At 33.6% G+C, this 17,045-nt stretch carries 17 protein-coding genes; 10 read left to right on the top strand and 7 right to left on the bottom strand.

Translation table 11 applies throughout. The features are described 5' to 3' along the window. The 5 genes from J3U27_RS10450 to J3U27_RS10430 all read right to left on the bottom strand — a co-directional run bounded on the left by J3U27_RS10450 (nt 1) and on the right by J3U27_RS10430 (nt 4,829). A complete protein-coding gene (locus tag J3U27_RS10450; RefSeq protein WP_065733800.1) occupies nt 1-441 on the bottom strand; it encodes a PTS sugar transporter subunit IIA in 441 nt (146 codons plus the stop codon). An 87-nt stretch (nt 442-528) separates the two neighbouring features. Further along, complete coding sequence (locus J3U27_RS10445) at nt 529-1,452, bottom strand: transketolase family protein (RefSeq protein WP_416380566.1); 924 nt, start codon at nt 1,450-1,452, stop codon at nt 529-531. A 5-nt stretch (nt 1,453-1,457) separates the two neighbouring features. Continuing rightward, nucleotides 1,458-2,255, bottom strand: a complete 798-nt coding sequence (locus J3U27_RS10440) for a transketolase (RefSeq protein WP_267377418.1) — start codon at nt 2,253-2,255, stop codon at nt 1,458-1,460. 33 nt (nt 2,256-2,288) lie between these two features. Beyond that, nucleotides 2,289-3,314 carry a zinc-dependent alcohol dehydrogenase gene (locus J3U27_RS10435; protein WP_267330660.1) on the bottom strand — a complete coding sequence of 342 codons (1,026 nt, stop codon included), beginning with the start codon at nt 3,312-3,314 and terminating at the stop codon, nt 2,289-2,291. Nucleotides 3,315-3,371: 57 nt separating this feature from the next. Beyond that, nucleotides 3,372-4,829, bottom strand: coding sequence for a PTS mannitol transporter subunit IICB (locus tag J3U27_RS10430; RefSeq protein WP_267338963.1), 1,458 nt, complete (start codon nt 4,827-4,829; stop codon nt 3,372-3,374). A gap of 345 nt (nt 4,830-5,174) precedes the next feature. Between J3U27_RS10430 and J3U27_RS10425 the strand changes: the two genes are divergently transcribed. From J3U27_RS10425 to J3U27_RS10415, 3 genes are all read left to right on the top strand, one after another. Then, complete coding sequence (locus J3U27_RS10425; RefSeq protein WP_065733796.1) at nt 5,175-5,915, top strand: GntR family transcriptional regulator; 741 nt, start codon at nt 5,175-5,177, stop codon at nt 5,913-5,915. A gap of 92 nt (nt 5,916-6,007) precedes the next feature. Next, nucleotides 6,008-7,099 carry a YcbX family protein gene (locus J3U27_RS10420; RefSeq protein WP_065733795.1) on the top strand — a complete coding sequence of 364 codons (1,092 nt, stop codon included), beginning with the start codon at nt 6,008-6,010 and terminating at the stop codon, nt 7,097-7,099. 75 nt (nt 7,100-7,174) lie between these two features. Continuing rightward, nucleotides 7,175-8,860 (top strand): tetratricopeptide repeat protein, encoded by a 1,686-nt coding sequence (locus J3U27_RS10415; RefSeq protein WP_267377416.1) that lies wholly within the window; start codon nt 7,175-7,177, stop codon nt 8,858-8,860. A 56-nt stretch (nt 8,861-8,916) separates the two neighbouring features. Here the strand turns inward: J3U27_RS10415 and J3U27_RS10410 are convergent, their stop codons facing one another. Beyond that, nucleotides 8,917-9,498 (bottom strand): cell division protein ZapC, encoded by a 582-nt coding sequence (locus J3U27_RS10410; protein WP_141677448.1) that lies wholly within the window; start codon nt 9,496-9,498, stop codon nt 8,917-8,919. Between the two features lie 295 nt (nt 9,499-9,793). Continuing rightward, on the bottom strand, nt 9,794-11,272 hold the full coding sequence (gene ilvC / locus J3U27_RS10405) for a ketol-acid reductoisomerase (RefSeq protein ID WP_065733793.1): 1,479 nt from the start codon (nt 11,270-11,272) through the stop codon (nt 9,794-9,796). A gap of 171 nt (nt 11,273-11,443) precedes the next feature. On the opposite strand from ilvC, the gene J3U27_RS10400 reads away from it, so the two are divergent. The 7 genes from J3U27_RS10400 to ruvC all read left to right on the top strand — a co-directional run bounded on the left by J3U27_RS10400 (nt 11,444) and on the right by ruvC (nt 16,925). Next, entirely contained in the window at nt 11,444-11,671 is a 228-nt protein-coding gene (locus J3U27_RS10400; RefSeq protein WP_065563416.1) for a YhdT family protein, read from the top strand. Nucleotides 11,672-11,681: 10 nt separating this feature from the next. Beyond that, entirely contained in the window at nt 11,682-13,133 is a 1,452-nt protein-coding gene (gene panF, locus J3U27_RS10395; protein ID WP_267377414.1) for a sodium/pantothenate symporter, read from the top strand. Then, complete coding sequence (gene prmA / locus J3U27_RS10390) at nt 13,108-13,974, top strand: 50S ribosomal protein L11 methyltransferase (protein WP_267330665.1); 867 nt, start codon at nt 13,108-13,110, stop codon at nt 13,972-13,974. The genes panF and prmA overlap by 26 nt, the downstream gene beginning before the upstream one ends. A gap of 36 nt (nt 13,975-14,010) precedes the next feature. After that, the gene (dusB, locus tag J3U27_RS10385; protein WP_065563413.1) at nt 14,011-15,009 is read left to right on the top strand and encodes a tRNA dihydrouridine synthase DusB; all 999 of its coding nucleotides are present in this window, start codon (nt 14,011-14,013) and stop codon (nt 15,007-15,009) included. Between the two features lie 16 nt (nt 15,010-15,025). Further along, nucleotides 15,026-15,322, top strand: coding sequence for a DNA-binding transcriptional regulator Fis (fis, locus tag J3U27_RS10380; protein WP_034883623.1), 297 nt, complete (start codon nt 15,026-15,028; stop codon nt 15,320-15,322). A 371-nt stretch (nt 15,323-15,693) separates the two neighbouring features. Next, nucleotides 15,694-16,437: a YebC/PmpR family DNA-binding transcriptional regulator gene (locus J3U27_RS10375; protein ID WP_065563412.1), complete on the top strand. Its 744-nt coding sequence runs from the start codon at nt 15,694-15,696 to the stop codon at nt 16,435-16,437. Continuing rightward, complete coding sequence (ruvC, locus tag J3U27_RS10370) at nt 16,437-16,925, top strand: crossover junction endodeoxyribonuclease RuvC (RefSeq protein WP_065563411.1); 489 nt, start codon at nt 16,437-16,439, stop codon at nt 16,923-16,925. Before J3U27_RS10375 ends, ruvC begins: the two co-directional genes overlap by 1 nt. The last annotated feature ends 120 nt before the right edge of the window (nt 16,926-17,045 follow it).

Here is a 17,045-nt window from a genome sequence, read left to right as displayed (position 1 = left end):
TTACCTAAATAATAGGTTCTCAAATTCAATTTTATTATCAACATTGATTAAATTATCGAGCCGATTGTCTTCTTCTAACCATTCTATGAGTTCTGACATCGCATCAATATGCTTATTATTGTCTGACGCAGCTAACATAATAAGCAAAGATATTTTTTCACCGTCAGGAAAAATAACAGGATGAGTGCATTTCAGTAAAGAAAATTTTGTTTCTTCACATATTACACCATTTTCTGAGCGAGAATGCGGTAAGGCAAAACCATCTGCTATAATAAAGTACGCACCAATTTGATTAACATTATCAATTATAGATGTTATATATCTTTGTTCGATAATATTATTTTCGATTAATGAATTTCCAACTAATTGAATCGCACTTTTCCAATCCAAATTTTCTTCATTAAACTGCCAATATCTTTCAAAAATAGGATGTATGGACATATTTATTACTCTTTTATTACTCATTATTAATTTTTTATATCGATGATTAATATGGTTACAAGCTACCACTTGCAACCATCATCTATTTTAAGATACAACTTTCAAAAATTGGTCACAAATATTTTGACCACTAATTCCGTATTTATCTTTTAGTTGACCACTTTTTCCTGATTCAGTAAATGTATCAGATACACCTATCCTTATCAGTGGTTTTAAAATACCATTTTGCATACTTTGTTCAGCAATTAATCCACCAATACCACCATTGATACTGTGATTTTCAACGGTTATAAGAACATTGACATGTTGGCATAAGGATTTAAATTTTTCTTGATTGAATGGTTTGATACAAGCTAAATGTATAAGCTTTCCTTTATGACCAAGTGAGGTTAATTTTTGATAACCGTCATTAGCTTGTTCATAACTTGCCCCTTCGAAAATAATAGCAAAATCATTTCCTTCATTGATCACAGCATCAATATCATTAACTCGAGGAACCTTGGTTTTATCACGGATTGGCATTGGCTCACGAGCCACTCTAATATAAACAGGGCCTTTAATTTTGGCTGCTTGTTCAAATGCTTCGTAAACTTCATCTGCATCAGCTGGTGATAAAACGGTTAAATTTGGCAAGACTCTCGTTAATGCAATATCTTCTAACGCATGATGAGAGGCACCATCAAATCCACCATCCACACCTGGATGAGTACCAACTATTTTAATGTTTGCATTTGCATAACAAGATTGTCTGAGCTGCGTCCATACCGTTCCTGTTGCAAAAATAGCAAAATCGATAAAAAATGGAATTAATCCTTCAAATGATTGTCCAGCTGCAAAGCTTAATGCTGATGCTTCAGCTATGCCCATCTCAAAAAAACGTTGTGGGTAAGCTTGTGCGAACTGATCAGCACGAGTTGAACTAGCTAAATCACAATCAATAACAGTGATCGGGATGTTATTTTCTGCTAATTGAATTAATGCTTTACCAATTGCATCCCGAGGTGCTTTCATTTCTATCATTGTAAATCCTCCATAGCTTGTTTGTACTCGGCATCAGTTGGTGTTTTAGAATGCCAATCACCATTATTTTCCATAAAACTAACCCCTTTTCCTTTGATGGTATGAGCTAAGATAGCAATTGGTTTACCTTTATAATGGCGAGCTAATGCAAAGCTATCCACTATTTGTTCCATATCATTACCATCGGTTAATTCAATTACGTTCCATCCAAAAACTCGTAATTTGTCAGCCAATGGTTCTAATCTACATACTGAATTAACCTCATCATGAGAAGACAATTTGTTATAATCTATAACCGCAACTAAATTATCCATTTTCATATGAGCGGCTTGCTGAAGTGCTTCCCAAATTTGTCCTTCATGCATTTCACCATCACCAATAATTGCATAGACTTTATTTGGATCATTATTGAGTTTTTTGGCAGCGGCCATTCCTAATGCAATTGATAAACCTTGTCCTAATAACCCTGTATTAGCATCAAGTTGTGGAACTGTTTTAATATTAGGATGTCCCTGTAAACGAGAATTTAAATTACGAAAAGTAATCATTTCTTCATCTTTAATAAAACCTAATTGGTTAAGTAGTGCGTACTGAATTGCAACCGCATGCCCTTTACTCATGACAAGACGAGCTCTAGGACTTTGATTAAAATTAATTTCGTTTTGATAAATATAGGTCATGATATCAGCTATTGATAATGCCCCACCTGGGTGACCAGCTCCAGAACGATATATCATTGAGACAATATCACGTCTTGCTTGTTTAGCTGATTTTTTTAACTGTTCAATATTCATTATTTCCTCACTTATTCTAATCCTTTATTAAACTCAACATTTAATAAGCACTTTGAGTTTGCCATCGAGGTTTCCTGATATAGCTTGTTGAAAGGCTTTATCTGCATCTTCTAATGGAAAGACTTTTTCATAGATTATTTTTGATAAGTCAGTTTGAACTTCCTTTCGACTTAACAATTTTGCCGTATTAATAAGATCTTCTGGTGTATACATATGGCTAGAAATAACAGTTATTTCCGATGATTGTAATTCATGAAGATTAACGCTATTTCCTTTAGCATATTGCGCAATAAGCACTAAATATTCTGGCTTTCTTTGTGAATCAATAATTTCATCAAGTACATTTCGCACTCCTGAACATTCAAAAATAATCGGTCTGATTTTTGAATCTAAAATATGAACTTCACAGATACTATTATTTACTGTAAATCCAAGTTCATTAAGTAATTTAACTCTAGTTTGATTTGTTTCAATAATAATTGGCTTTAAGTTATAAAGATGCTTTAAAACCAATCCGGTCACAACGCCTATAGTGCCACCACCAGTAATAATGATCGGATAATTATTTATATTTATATTCTCTAGAAGTTTAACAGCATGATAACCAACCGCTAAAGGCTCAAATGTGGCAGCTATTTTAAGATCAATGTTGTTATCTAACTTAACCAAATGATCGAGATCTACAGTTATGTATTGAGCTAAAGTTCCATCTAATCTAAATCCCATTACACGACGATTTACTCGACAGATATTGGGATAGCCATTAATACAATTAACACATTCTCCACACCCAACAAGTGGATTTATTGCAACATGATCACCGATTGAAAATCCTTTATTATTAGAGTTTACTTTAGTGATCACCCCAACCGCTTCATGACCTTGAATAAAGTTTGTTGGTGGCTTCAATGAAGGGTGCATTCCTAGGTAAAAATGGGTATCTGAACCACAGATACCACCATATTCAATTTTAACAACAGCATTTCCTTCCTTGAGTAACGGTTCAGGAAGTTCAACAATGTCTGTTTTTTTTATATCAGTTATTTTCACTGCTTTCATATTTTGTCTCTGTTAAAAAAATTATAAAAATTCTTACTTCAATAAGACCGAACAATATTAAGATAAGGCTTCTTTTATCTTATTGATTAATTCATCTAATTTAGGATCACCAATATAGTTTTTAATACTTACTATTGGCTGTTTTACCTTATGGCTAGCTCTTTCAACTAATCGTTCTTGAATAACAACAAGATCAGCTTCTTGCGGTACATTTTCGATGGAAAAATGTTTTACAATAATGTCTTTATCAACACCGTTTTCCTTTAGTTGTTTTTTGAATCTTGATGCACCTAGTGCACTTGAACCAGCTCCAGCGTCACAAGCAAATGCAATGAATTGAATATTTTTTAGATCAACTTCTTGTTCATTTTGTTGAGATTGATTTGATAACTGAATGTCAGCTTTGGCTTTCAAATAAGCTTTATTGCTTCCTTCTAATTTTGTATCAAGCACTTCTTGTTTTGAATTAGAGAAATCTTCATCTTTTTCAGTAATTGGACTGATTTTAAGTAAAAAACTACAACCAATAAATGAAACTATCGCAGCGGCGCCTATACCACATATTGTTGCAAGATGTTTTCCAGGAGGTGTAAGAGCTAAAAAGGCAAAAATTGATCCTGGAGTAGCACCTGCAACCAATCCGGCATTCATTAGTGAAAAGACAATAATCCCAGCTGCCGAGCCTAACATGAGAGGAAAAATCATTAGTGGTCGCATATAAACATATGGAAAATACATTTCATGAATACCGCCAAAGAAATGAATAATAGTTGCTGCCGGTGCAGATTTTTTACTCATACCTTTACCGAAGAAACAGAATGCTAATAGTAGACCTAATCCTGGACCAGGACTGGCAAATACCATGAAGTAAACCGATGATCCATTAACTAAAGCATCTTTCATTCCTAACTGATAAAATATTGCCTGATCAATAGCATTATTGAGGAAAAGTACCCTAGTAGGCTCAATTAATAAGGCGAGAGAAGCTAGATAACCCGTTTGTAATAATCCATCTATTGCTGCAGCGATAATATTAGTGATGGATAGCATAAATGGGCCAATAAAATAATAGCCTAAAATTGCTAATCCCATTCCTAAGAAACCTAATGCAAAATTTTGAATAATATTTTCAAAACCATTAGGTAAACGATTTTCTAATAATTTATCAAGCTGTTTACTACAATAACCACCCAATGGGCCCATAGCCATTGCACCTAATAACATAGGTATGTCTGAACCAACTACAATCCCCATTGTACCTACTGTGCCAATTATTGCTCCGCGTTTACCTCCAATCATGTCACCACCGGTATATCCAACAAGCATTGGTAACATATAAGTAATCATAGGGCTAACTAGGCTGCCTAGTTGTTCATTCGGCAACCATCCTGCTGGAATAAAAAGAGCGGTAATAAATCCCCAAGCCATAAAAGCACCAATATTTGGTATGACCATTGCTGTGAGGAATCCACCAAAACTTTGAATTTTAGCTCTAATTGATATTTTTTTATCCATAGTAAAATTCCTTAAAATTTAAAATACATACGCATATTTAATATGACTAGTCATTATAAATAGCAAGCAAATAATATTTTATAGAAAAATAATGTATATATAATTTTATTCAAAATGTTAAGTTAATCACATTTTAATTTTTAAGTTATTATGAATATACATATTTTAATTTATTTACTATGATTTAGGTTTATTTAAGGCTGATATAAATAAAATTGAGTATGAATAAACTTAAGAAGGAATAAGGTTGAATGGCGTTGAACCTATTTAATATATAGTCAAAATATTGCTATCTGAGGTTATTTGAATGAAAATGATAACTAATAGAAAAATTGAGGAATCAAAATGAGTGGTAACATAACAACAAAACAATTAAAAGTTATCAATTACATTACTAATCTAATAGAAGAAAAAAACTTATCTACTGGTGAGAAAATTGATACTGAAGTTAATATTGCAAAGATTTTGGATGTAACTCGTACCACTGTTAGAGAAGCCACCAGACATTTATTAGAAGAAGGACTAATTTACCGTGTCAGAAAGTCAGGATTACATGTAGGTTCATTTGAGCGAAATATTAATCTAACTGGTAAATTTAATGTAATCTCTCATTTCGATTATCAGGCTAAAAAACAAGGTTATAGGGGAGCTAGGAAAGTTCTTTCTGCAAGTATAATTCCTGTTCCAAGTGAAGAATTGGCCAATTTACTTAAATTAAAGCGAAATGATTTTGTTTATAAAATTGTTAGATTAATGTTTTTTGATAATATTCCTGTATCAATAGAGTTTACGTTAATACCCGCAAATTTATTTCATCAGTTCGAATTTAGTCAATTAGAGATATCAAAATTTGGTTATATTGAAGAGATCACAGGAAAAAAAGTAAAAAAACGAATTCAAAACATTATGGCTGTAAATGTCGATGATGAAAAAATTGAGAATTCATTAAATATAGCTAAAAATACCGCCCTACTAAAACTTGAGGAAGTCACATATCTTGAAGATGATACCCCATGCGAACATAATACCTCTTTTATAAAAGCAGAATATCATCCTATACAAAATATCATTGAACGACGATTGTAAGATAGCTTAGGAATGAATTTATGGCACTTAAATATATAAATCCCTAATAATTAAATATATAATTTGATCAAACTAATTAAATATTTGCCGATATGATTGCCGTTAAACAACTCTTTATCTATCCGATTAAATCAATGCAAGGTATTGCATTGACGCGTGCCAAGAGTATTGATGGTGGCTTTGAATATGACCGTATCTTAATGATAAGTGAACCAGATGGAACATTTATAACTGCCAGACAATATCCAGAGCTGTTAAAACTTAAAACGGTAATAATTGACAACCAAGTGCAGGTGTCATTACCAACTAACGAATCAATCGTGATTAATTTCGATGAGTTTTCACTAAGTAATGAAGCAACCGAAGTTTGGGGAAATCACTTTACATCACATATTGCGCCAATTAAAGTTAATCAATTTTTTAGCCAATTTCTTCAAAAAGATGTGCAATTGCGTTGGATCGGCAAAAAATTGAGTCGAAGAACTAAACGTTATCCAGATGTGCCAGTTAGTTTTGCTGATGGTTATCCTTATTTGTTGTTAAATCTTGCATCATTTAACTATCTTGAACAACAGTGCCCTGAAAAATTAGATATTCGCCAATTTCGTGGCAATATTATTATTAATGGCGCACTCCCTTTTGCAGAGGATGGATGGAAAACCATTAAAATTGGTGAGTTAATATTTGATATCATCAAACCTTGTACTCGTTGTGTATTAACCACGTTCAATGTCAATTCAGCCAAAGCTTTACCTAATAATGAACCTTTAAAAACTTTAAGTTATTTTAGAACTAATTTGGATGGTAAAATTGATTTTGGTATGAATATGATTGCTCGAAATCATGGTACTGTATCGATTGGTGATAAAATTGAGGTACTTGAACGCCAACCAGCTAAAAGCTATATTAAAAACTTTCCTACAGAATCAATAAAAGACTATCAACCTTGTACAATTACTTTCCAAGATAAAAAAATTAAAGGTAATAATCAGCAAACAATTTTAGAACAACTTGAACAACATCATATTTCAATTCCTAACTCTTGTCGGGCTGGTGTATGTGGTCGTTGCTCAGTATTATTAACAAAAGGGGATGTAAAACCTTTAACTCAATCAGCGATTAAACAAAATAAACATATTCTAGCCTGTAGTTGTGTTCCAAAAGGTGATATCACTATAGAATAGAAAAATAATAATTTTTATTATAATACAAAGAATTTAATTTATTAAAATAATGGAATAAATATTAGGCTACAGTGGATGTTAAAAAAATTATTTTTATTTACGCTTCTCGGTTCCCTTTCTACATCTGTATTTTCTTTAGATCATTATAAAATGGTTTTCGACAATATAAAGGAAAAAAAAGAAGAGAAAGTCCTTAAAGAATTAGAAGAAGGCAATACAACAAATCTAACTTATCTTACTCAGCTAGGGATGAGTTATATTGAATTGGCTAATACACTTCACAACAAAAGTTGCAATAAAATTCATAACATTCATGATTTAGTATCAACTTGGAAAGACCAATTTATTTTGACTAATGATATCTATTATGGTGTGTATGGTGAAGAAGATGATCGTAATAATTACTTGTCTTATAGATGTAAAAACCTAGAAATTGACATAATAAACGTTTTCATAAAACCTAAATTAATAGATAAAGGATTATCATTAATTCGAATTGCAATAATGAATGGTGATTTAAACACCATTAAATTAGTAATGACTTTAGAAGATAGTAGAAAAAATCCTAATTACTATTATTTTCATGATTTTATTGAATATATGAAAAAAGAAAATAATCAAAAAGTAAATGGTTATGTATCTTTTTTAATTGGTCAAGCATATCTTACTGGTAAATCTATTGATAGAGCTCCTGGTAGAGCACTTTGGAGATTTTCTGAAGCTAGAGATATTGGTGAACCATCTTTACCCTACTTTATTGCTCTTGCTAAAATTGAAGCTCAAATTGATACTTTATTGAATTCTAAATATCTGTTTGATGAAAAAATTTATAAAGATGAAAACACAGAGGTTGATAAAAGTATCTTGGATGGTATGCAAGATAACGCATTTCGAGGGGATATTCCTTCCTTACTTTATTTGAGTGGCTACTATTTAAATGAAGTTAAAATGAACAAAGCTTTAATGTATTTTAAAAAGGCTTGCGCATTGTCTTCTTCTCCAGCATGTGAAATATATAAGAACAATCTCAAATATTCATACCATAAAGAACTCTATCCGTTATTGGAAAAATTCGACAAGGATAAACCTGATCCTAAAATCGCCATAAAAATAGCTAAATGGTGTGAAAAAAATTACAAATATTTACCCGCTATTTATTTTTACTCTTATGCTGCGGATAATGATCCTAAGTTGTTTCTTCACATAATTGACTTATATTCTAAAACTAGTCTTCATGGAGATGACCAAGATAAAAAAATTATGGAAAATTATATTAAATATTCCAATTATGTTAAAAATCCTCACATTTTAGGATACATTGCTTCGAGGTTCAGTTTTATTACAGAGATAGATAAAAAAATTTATTGGTTAAAAGAAGCAGCTAAGGCAGGGGATTGGAAAGCTAACAGTTCTTTATCTAAGCTATATATGGAAGGTTACTATGTTCCTCAAGATTTTCCTAAAGCAATTTACTGGTTCAAAAAATATTGCTTTCAAGGTGGCTATAGTACTCCAGGTTGTAGACCTTTATATGAATTACGTAAAGATCCTGAATTACAACTTGCGTTAAAAAATAATGATATGGATGCTCAATACAAAGTAGGTTTAATGTTTTTTGATGAAGAACCATTGTGGGAAGCTGGACTGGATTATATAAAAAAAGCAGCTGAACAAGGGCATGAATTCGCAAAAGAGAAGTTATTGGATCATGGTAATCGTACTAAAATGGATTACTTTATAATATATTACATGCCGGGTTGATAAGTTTTAAAAGAATCAATGAGTAGTATCATACTACTCATTTTTAATTAAGATAATTAGGAAATAGCTTTTAATTCCAACTGCTCATTAACCAACGTCATAGAGCTTTCTGTTTTTACAAACTGATTAGCTAATGCTAGTCTATCATTCATCACTTTAATCGCTTCTGAAAAACAGAAGGTTTTGTTCATAGCCACAAACGTCGGTTGAGCAACAATGCAAAGCGATGCGTTTTCACCAGCTTCAACGACCAATAAACATACCCTTTGACCGGATTCTTGTAGGTTTACTTCCACAATATCAGCAACTTTGGGATTATAAAGCATAGGTTGCTGAGAAAAATACCAGCTCTTAGGCATTTGTGGTTTCAAAAAATTTGAAGCAACAATTGCATTAATTGATAATTCAATTTTTTGAGCGTCACTCAAAATCAAAGATTGACAACTATCATAAAATAGATAATAAGCTGTTGCGTCATCGACAGAAAACGAAAACTCACTAAATACATCAGGTATTAGTGTTTTACTTGCATAATTACAACGAAATAACATTTCTGATGAAATTTCAAGCATTAAGCTGTCGTATTCATTATCAAAATACCAACGCCAGCTATCAGTTGGTCGAAAAGCCATTTTCATTGATATTTTATCCTTACAAATTGAACTAAATTTGAACAAAATATACCATAACTAATATAAAAAATAAATAAAAAGTTAAAATAAAAAATTTTTAATTATTTAATTTTTAAAAGTTTTATGAAAATTTTAGAAGGATCCGAATGATCTAAGTTGGATCCTTTTTTTGATCCTTGATCCTTTGTGATCAAATCGTAATTTTACAAAATATTAAATGCGGTTAAAGCTTGATGTTAAGATACTTTAGACATAAAAAAAGGTGCTTATTAGCACCTTTTTCATAACTGATTAAGATCAATTAACTTGCTACATTGATCCTTTTCATATCTGTCATATAGCTACGAAGTTTACGCCCAACGATCTCAATTGGATGGTGACGAATAGCTTCATTAACATCACGTAATTGTGCATTATCAACACTGCCTTCAGGTATAGCTTTACCTAAGTCACCTGCTTGTAACATTGGCATGAATTTCTCTTTTAATAATGGAACAGCTGCATTAGCAAATAGATAGTTACCATATTCAGCGGTATCAGAAATAACGACATTCATTTCATACAAACGTTTACGAGCAATTGTATTTGCAATAAGTGGTAACTCATGTAGTGATTCATAATAAGCTGATTCAGGTAAAATACCAGATTCAAGCATAGTTTCAAATGCAAGTTCAACCCCTGCTTTAACCATTGCTACCATAACAACACCTTGATCAAAATAAGCTTGTTCGTCAATCTTACCTTGATATTCGGCAGCTTTTTCGAATGCAGTTTCACCCGTTTCTTTACGCCATTTCAATAAGTTAACATCATCGTTAGCCCAATCTTTCATCATCGTTGATGAGAATTCGCCTGAAATAATATCATCCATATGTTTACGGTAAAGATCAGTCATGATCACTTTTAATTCTTTAGCTAATGCATTCGCACGTAATTTAGCAGGATTAGATAAACGATCCATCATTAACGTAATACCACCTTGTTTTAATGCTTCAGTGATCGTTTCCCAACCAAATTGTAATAATTTACAAGCATATGCAGGATCAACGCCATCTGCGACAAGTTTGTCAAAGCAAAGTAATGATCCAGTTTGCAACATACCACATAAGATCGTTTGTTCACCCATAAGATCAGATTTAACTTCAGCAACAAAAGAAGACTGTAAAACACCCGCTCTATGACCACCTGTTGCAGCAGCCCATGCTTTAGCAATTGCTAAACCTTCGCCTTTAGGATCATTTTCAGGATGGACAGCGATCAGAGTTGGTACACCAAATCCACGTTTATACTCTTCACGAACTTCTGTTCCTGGACATTTTGGCGCAACCATCACTACTGTGATATCTGGACGAATTTTTTCGCCAACTTCAACGATGTTAAAACCGTGTGAATAACCTAATGCTGCACCCTTTTTCATCAATGGTTGAACAGCTTGTACTACAGCTGAATGTTGCTTATCTGGAGTTAAGTTGATAACTAAATCAGCGGTAGGAATTAATTCCTCATAAGTTCCAACTTTAAAGCCATTTTCTGTTGCTTTTTTCCATGATGCTCTTTTTTCTGCAATAGCTTCTTTACGTAAAGCGTAAGAAATATCTAAACCAGAATCGCGCATATTTAGCCCTTGGTTAAGACCTTGAGCACCACAACCAACGATCACAATCTTTTTGCCTTTTAAAAAATTAGCTTCTGATGCAAATTCATCACGAGCCATAAAACGGCACTGACCTAGTTGTTCTAATTTTTCGCGTAAATTTAATGTATTAAAATAGTTAGACATTATTCTCTCCATGAGTTGAATTATTTTTAATCAGAGCACTATAGCGTAAAATCATAATTGCGAAAATTGATATATTTAGAACATTATATTGCATAAATTGCAATAAACTTGCCAAGTTAAACACTTTCTTTTACTCTAAGTCCCCCCAAATTAATTAACCATTTATTTAATATGGATACTCGTTACAAGCAGGCTAATAAAGAAGCAAAGCTTTCATTGTTACTTACTCTTATCTATTTCGCTGCATGGGTAATTAGCGCTTATAGTTTAAAAGATCAAAAAGGTTTCATAGGTTTACCATTATGGTTTGAGCTGTCATGTATAATGGTACCATTCGGTTTTATCTTGTTATGTTATATTGTGGTAAAAAAACAATTCAAAAATATTCCATTAGAATAGGCCATTAAGCGTGCAATTAGATATTATTCTTCCTCTTATTATTTACCTTATATTTGTATTTGCGTTATCAATTTACGCTTATATAAAAAGAAAGAAAGTAAACCAATTTACTGACTATTTTATTGGTAATCGCACCATGGGCGGTTTTTTACTGGCTATGACCTTGGCTGCAACTTATATTAGTGCTAGTTCATTCATCGGTGGGCCAGGGGCTGCTTATAAATATGGACTTGGCTGGGTGCTTTTATCAATGATCCAAGTCCCTACTGTATTACTTTCACTGGGCATTTTAGGTAAAAAGTTTGCTATTTTAGCCCGTAAATACAATGCAATAACGCTTAGTGATATGCTCTATTCTCATTATAAAAGTAAAATGATTGTATGGTTTGCAAGTATCGCTTTAATTACTGCTTTTGTTGGTGCGATGACAGTACAATTTGTAGGAGGAGCCCGTTTATTAGAATCATCTGTCGGTATTCCTTATGACAATGGATTAATTATTTTTGGATTCGGCACAGTAATATATACGGCTTTTGGTGGTTTTAGAGCCAGCATTTTAAATGATGCTTTCCAAGGCTTAGTTATGATAATCGGTGCCATTTTACTTTTAGTCGCAATTATTTACGCTGGTGGTGGGATTACAAATATTATTGACAGTTTATATACAATCGATCCGGCTTTATTAACACCACAAGGACCAAATAATTTTATGGACTTCCCTTTTATGGCTTCTTTTTGGGTTTTAGTCTGCTTTGGTGTTGTTGGTTTACCACATACTGCTGTTCGTTGCATGGCCTATAAAGATAGTAAAGCGGTACACCAAGGTATTATTATTGGTACTATAGTTGTAACAATCATCATGTTAACTATGCATTTATCTGGAGCACTCGGTCGTGCGATAGTGAGTGATTTAACGATTCCGGATCAAATTGTACCCACATTAATTATAAAAGTTATGCCTCCTTTGGCTGCAGGAATCTTTTTGGCTGCACCACTTTCAGCTATAATGTCCACAATTAATGCCCAACTACTACAAGTATCATCGGTTATTATTAAAGATCTATTCCTAACGATAAGACCAAATACCAAATTTAGTGATAAAATGCTAACTCGATTATCAGTTACCATTACCTATTTCTTTGGTGGATTATTGATATTAGCCGCATGGAAACCACCCGAAATGATCATCTGGCTTAATTTACTAGCATTTGGTGGGCTTGAAGCAGTATTTTTATGGCCATTAGTACTCGGATTATACTGGAAAAAAGCGAATGCAACAGGGGCACTTTGCTCAATGTTAGCTGGTGCAATAAGCTATACTCTTCTCGCTGTTTATAACATTAAGATTTATGCTTTCCATCCAATCATACCATCGTTACTGATCGGATTAGTTGTATTTATTATCGCCAACCTATTTGGCCAAACAGGAAAAAACTATGCCTTGGATTCAACTCAGAATTAACACTACTAATGAATTAGCTGAACAAATCAGCGAGCAACTAGAAGAATCGGGTGCTGTATCAGTCACTTTTCAAGACACTTATGATAACCCTGTTTTTGAACCATTACCTGGTGAAACGAAACTTTGGGGAAACACCGACGTAGTTGGACTTTATGATGCTCAAATAGATATTGATGAATTAAAAGCGATACTAAATCTAGACCAATATTCCTATAAAATTGAACAGCTAGAAGATAAAGATTGGGAAAGAGAGTGGATGGACAACTTTCATCCAATGCAGTTTGGTAAAAGATTATGGATATGCCCTAGCTGGCGAGACATTCCTGATCCTAATGCAGTCAACGTAATGTTAGATCCTGGTCTAGCATTTGGAACGGGGACCCACCCGACAACAGCATTATGTTTAACTTGGTTAGATAGTCTAGATCTAAACAACAAGATTGTGATTGATTATGGTTGCGGTTCAGGCATTTTAGCCATTGCTGCATTAAAATTAGGCGCTAAGCGAGTCATTGGAGTAGATATTGATCCTCAAGCGATCCAAGCAAGTCGTGACAATGCTGAGCGAAATAATGTTAGTGAAAAAATTGAACTATATTTAGCAAAAGATCTTCCAAATAATTTACAAGCAGATGTTGTTGTCGCAAACATATTAGCTGGCCCTTTAAAAGAACTTGAACCACAGATCAATAACCTTGTAAAAACTAATGGAAAACTAGGATTATCAGGTATTTTAGCCACTCAATCTCAAAGTGTATATGAAGCATATCAGACTCATTTTGAACTTGATCCTATTATTGAACAAGAAGAGTGGTGCCGAATTACTGGTAAAAAAAAGTAAAAATGTGACATTACCCCCTTTTAACTTAGAGGAAAAATGCGTAATATAGCCGACCTTAATTTGCTTAGCATTGGCAAGGTCACATTAAAAAACAATTTAATTGCGGCCCCTATGGCAGGAATAAGCGATAAACCATTTAGAAATTTATGTCATCGCTTTGGTGCAGGAATGACTATTTCTGAAATGTTTTTAGCTAATTCAGATGTATGGCATACTGACAAATCAGCATTAAGAATGATTTCAACTGATGATGTTGGTATACGTGCAGTCCAAATTGTTGGCTCAGATCCAGATGAAATGGCTAGAGCTGCTGAATTTAATGTCAAACATGGTGCTCAATTAATTGATATTAATATGGGATGCCCTGCTAAAAAAGTAAATAAAAAATTAGCTGGTTCTGCATTAATGCAGCATCCAGATTTAATAAAAAATATTTTGCAAAAAGTTGTTGGCTCAGTTGATGTGCCAGTAACACTAAAAACTCGGACTGGATGGGATAAAAATAATAGAAATTGCATTGAAATCGCACAAATTGCGCAGGATTGTGGCATAAAGGCTATTACTATTCATGGGCGAAGTCGTGCATGCTTATTCAATGGAGAAGTCGAATATGACTCCATAAAAGCAGTGAAAGAAAAGGTAACGATTCCGGTAATTGCAAATGGTGATATTTGTACACCAGAACAAGCAAAAGATGTTTTCAAATATACGCAAGCTGATGGTATAATGATCGGCCGAGCGGCACAGGGGCGACCTTGGATATTTGAAGAAATTGCATTCTATTTAGCACACGGACAGTTAAAAAAAAATAAAACAATTGATGAAGTCGAACAAATTGTGTTAACACACCTTGAAGATCTTTATCAATTTTATGGAGAATACAAAGGATTAAGGATTGCCAGAAAGCATGTAAATTGGTATACCAAGAGTTATGCTGATAGTGATCAATTCAGGCGCTTATTTAGTGTACTTAGCAATACAAGTGAGCAAGTAAAAACACTAAAAGCATTTTTTAGTCAAATTAGAAACAAATAAAAGAGTTAAAAATACTATGTCAGAACAACGCGTTACAGCTGCAGCACTTAAATTTACAACTGTAAACTCTCAAGACCAAATAACACAAAAGCCTTTACGAGATTCGGTAAAACAAGCTTTAAAAAACTATTTATCACAATTAAATGGTGAAGATCCTACTGATCTATACGAATTAGTGTTAGCTGAAGTTGAACACCCATTCCTTGATATGGTTATGCAATATACTCGTGGCAATCAAACTCGAGCAGCAAATATGCTTGGTATCAACCGTGGTACTTTACGCAAAAAATTAAAACAATATGGAATGAGTTAGTAAAAATTTTAAACCATATTATATTTAACAAATTAAAAGCGCTGCTTGATAGGGCGCTTTTTTTATTTTTTACTAACTAAAAATTTATTCAAGCCTAAGAGCACTAAACAAGTGTTGCACAAAGCTTATAGAGCGATTTTTTAATTATTAATACAATTTAACGTTATATACCTATAAGTACTATTCTTTTCAAACTTTCAGCAATAAATAAGACCAATGTTGTATACCCACATACTCAACTTTGATTGAAATGACTCTAATAAAAACTTTATTATTAACAGCAGAAAAGGAATAAAGAGATTGATAATGAACTTTAGCTAAAAGTTTGTTAAAATAGCTCGATTTTTAAATTATTTAATCTGGAGAATTTTATGGCAGGTCATAGTAAATGGGCCAATACCAAACATCGCAAAGCAGCTCAAGATGCTAAGCGCGGTAAAATCTTTACCAAAATTATTCGCGAACTTGTAACAGCAGCAAAACTTGGTGGTGGCGATCCAGCGTCTAACCCTCGTCTACGAGCTGCTATGGACAAAGCATTATCTAACAACATGACTCGAGATACCATGAACAGAGCAATTGCTCGTGGTGTTGGTGGTGAAGATGATACGAATATGGAAACTATCATCTATGAAGGTTATGGACCAGCAGGTACAGCAGTAATGGTAGAATGCTTAAGTGATAATCGTAACCGCACAGTATCAGAAGTTCGTCATGCTTTTACTAAAACGGGTGGAAACCTAGGTACTGATGGTTCTGTATCTTACTTATTCACCAAAAAAGGCGTTATCTCATATCCAACTGGAACTGACGAAGATCAAGTCATGGATGCTGCGCTTGAAGCTGGTGCTGATGATGTTGTGACATATGACGATGGTGCTATTGATGTATTTACAACACCTGAATCATTCGGTGAAGTTAAAGATGCACTAGATGCAGCAGGCTTAGTCGCTGAATCAGCTGAAGTTTCAATGATTCCAGCCACTAAAGTTGATTTGGATATAGAGTCTGCACCAAAACTACTACGTCTTATTGACATGCTTGAAGATTGTGATGATGTTCAAGAAGTTTATCATAACGGAGAAGTGTCAGACGAAGTTGCAGCAGCACTCTAATGACTATCATTCTGGGGATTGACCCAGGTTCTCGTTTGACGGGTTACGGTGTAATTCGCCAAACGGGACGACAACTAACCTATCTTGGCAGTGGTTGTATCCGTACTGCAGTTGATGACTTACCAACGCGTTTAAAACGTGTCTACGCCGGAGTAAGCGAAATCATCCTCCAATTTCAACCAGACATGTTTGCTATTGAACAAGTGTTTATGGCTCATAATGCCGATTCCGCACTAAAATTAGGTCAAGCACGAGGTTCTGCCATTGTTGCAGCGGTTAACAATGATTTACCCGTTTTTGAATATGCCGCACGATTAGTTAAGCAAAGCGTAGTTGGAACAGGAGCAGCGGATAAAAAGCAAGTACAGCACATGGTTAAGTTATTACTTAAACTACCTGCAAGCCCTCAAGCAGATGCCGCTGATGCGCTCGCAATCGCGATTACCCATGCGCATATGACCCAACACTTAGTTAAATCACATCGATAAAGTCTAATCTTTAAAAAAATCACCTCAATATCTGGTTTATATCACTCAAAAACCCCGTTCCTCAACGCAAAATTTAACTGAATACAAACTCAATTATCGTTTAAAAGATTAATTCCAAAA

The sequence above is a fragment of the Gilliamella sp. B2911 genome, assembly GCF_026536965.1.
Lineage (GTDB): Bacteria > Pseudomonadota > Gammaproteobacteria > Enterobacterales > Orbaceae > Gilliamella > Gilliamella apicola_E.
Note: the sequence above shows the minus strand (reverse complement) of the source record. Positions and strands in the feature narration are given on the sequence as shown.

Excerpts from the sequence above, each read along its gene's own strand:
- J3U27_RS10415 (WP_267377416.1), top strand. The coding sequence starts at position 7,175 with ATGTTAAAAAAATTATTTTTATTTACGCTTCTCGGTTCCCTTTCTACA.
- J3U27_RS10450 (WP_065733800.1), bottom strand. The coding sequence starts at position 441 with ATGTCCATACATCCTATTTTTGAAAGATATTGGCAGTTTAATGAAGAA.
- prmA (WP_267330665.1), top strand. The coding sequence starts at position 13,108 with ATGCCTTGGATTCAACTCAGAATTAACACTACTAATGAATTAGCTGAA.
- ruvC (WP_065563411.1), top strand. The coding sequence starts at position 16,437 with ATGACTATCATTCTGGGGATTGACCCAGGTTCTCGTTTGACGGGTTAC.
- J3U27_RS10430 (WP_267338963.1), bottom strand. The coding sequence starts at position 4,829 with ATGGATAAAAAAATATCAATTAGAGCTAAAATTCAAAGTTTTGGTGGA.
- J3U27_RS10425 (WP_065733796.1), top strand. The coding sequence starts at position 5,175 with ATGAGTGGTAACATAACAACAAAACAATTAAAAGTTATCAATTACATT.
- ilvC (WP_065733793.1), bottom strand. The coding sequence starts at position 11,272 with ATGTCTAACTATTTTAATACATTAAATTTACGCGAAAAATTAGAACAA.
- J3U27_RS10400 (WP_065563416.1), top strand. The coding sequence starts at position 11,444 with ATGGATACTCGTTACAAGCAGGCTAATAAAGAAGCAAAGCTTTCATTG.
- J3U27_RS10410 (WP_141677448.1), bottom strand. The coding sequence starts at position 9,498 with ATGAAAATGGCTTTTCGACCAACTGATAGCTGGCGTTGGTATTTTGAT.
- J3U27_RS10375 (WP_065563412.1), top strand. The coding sequence starts at position 15,694 with ATGGCAGGTCATAGTAAATGGGCCAATACCAAACATCGCAAAGCAGCT.
- J3U27_RS10435 (WP_267330660.1), bottom strand. The coding sequence starts at position 3,314 with ATGAAAGCAGTGAAAATAACTGATATAAAAAAAACAGACATTGTTGAA.
- J3U27_RS10420 (WP_065733795.1), top strand. The coding sequence starts at position 6,008 with ATGATTGCCGTTAAACAACTCTTTATCTATCCGATTAAATCAATGCAA.
- dusB (WP_065563413.1), top strand. The coding sequence starts at position 14,011 with ATGCGTAATATAGCCGACCTTAATTTGCTTAGCATTGGCAAGGTCACA.
- J3U27_RS10440 (WP_267377418.1), bottom strand. The coding sequence starts at position 2,255 with ATGAATATTGAACAGTTAAAAAAATCAGCTAAACAAGCAAGACGTGAT.
- J3U27_RS10445 (WP_416380566.1), bottom strand. The coding sequence starts at position 1,452 with ATGAAAGCACCTCGGGATGCAATTGGTAAAGCATTAATTCAATTAGCA.
- fis (WP_034883623.1), top strand. The coding sequence starts at position 15,026 with ATGTCAGAACAACGCGTTACAGCTGCAGCACTTAAATTTACAACTGTA.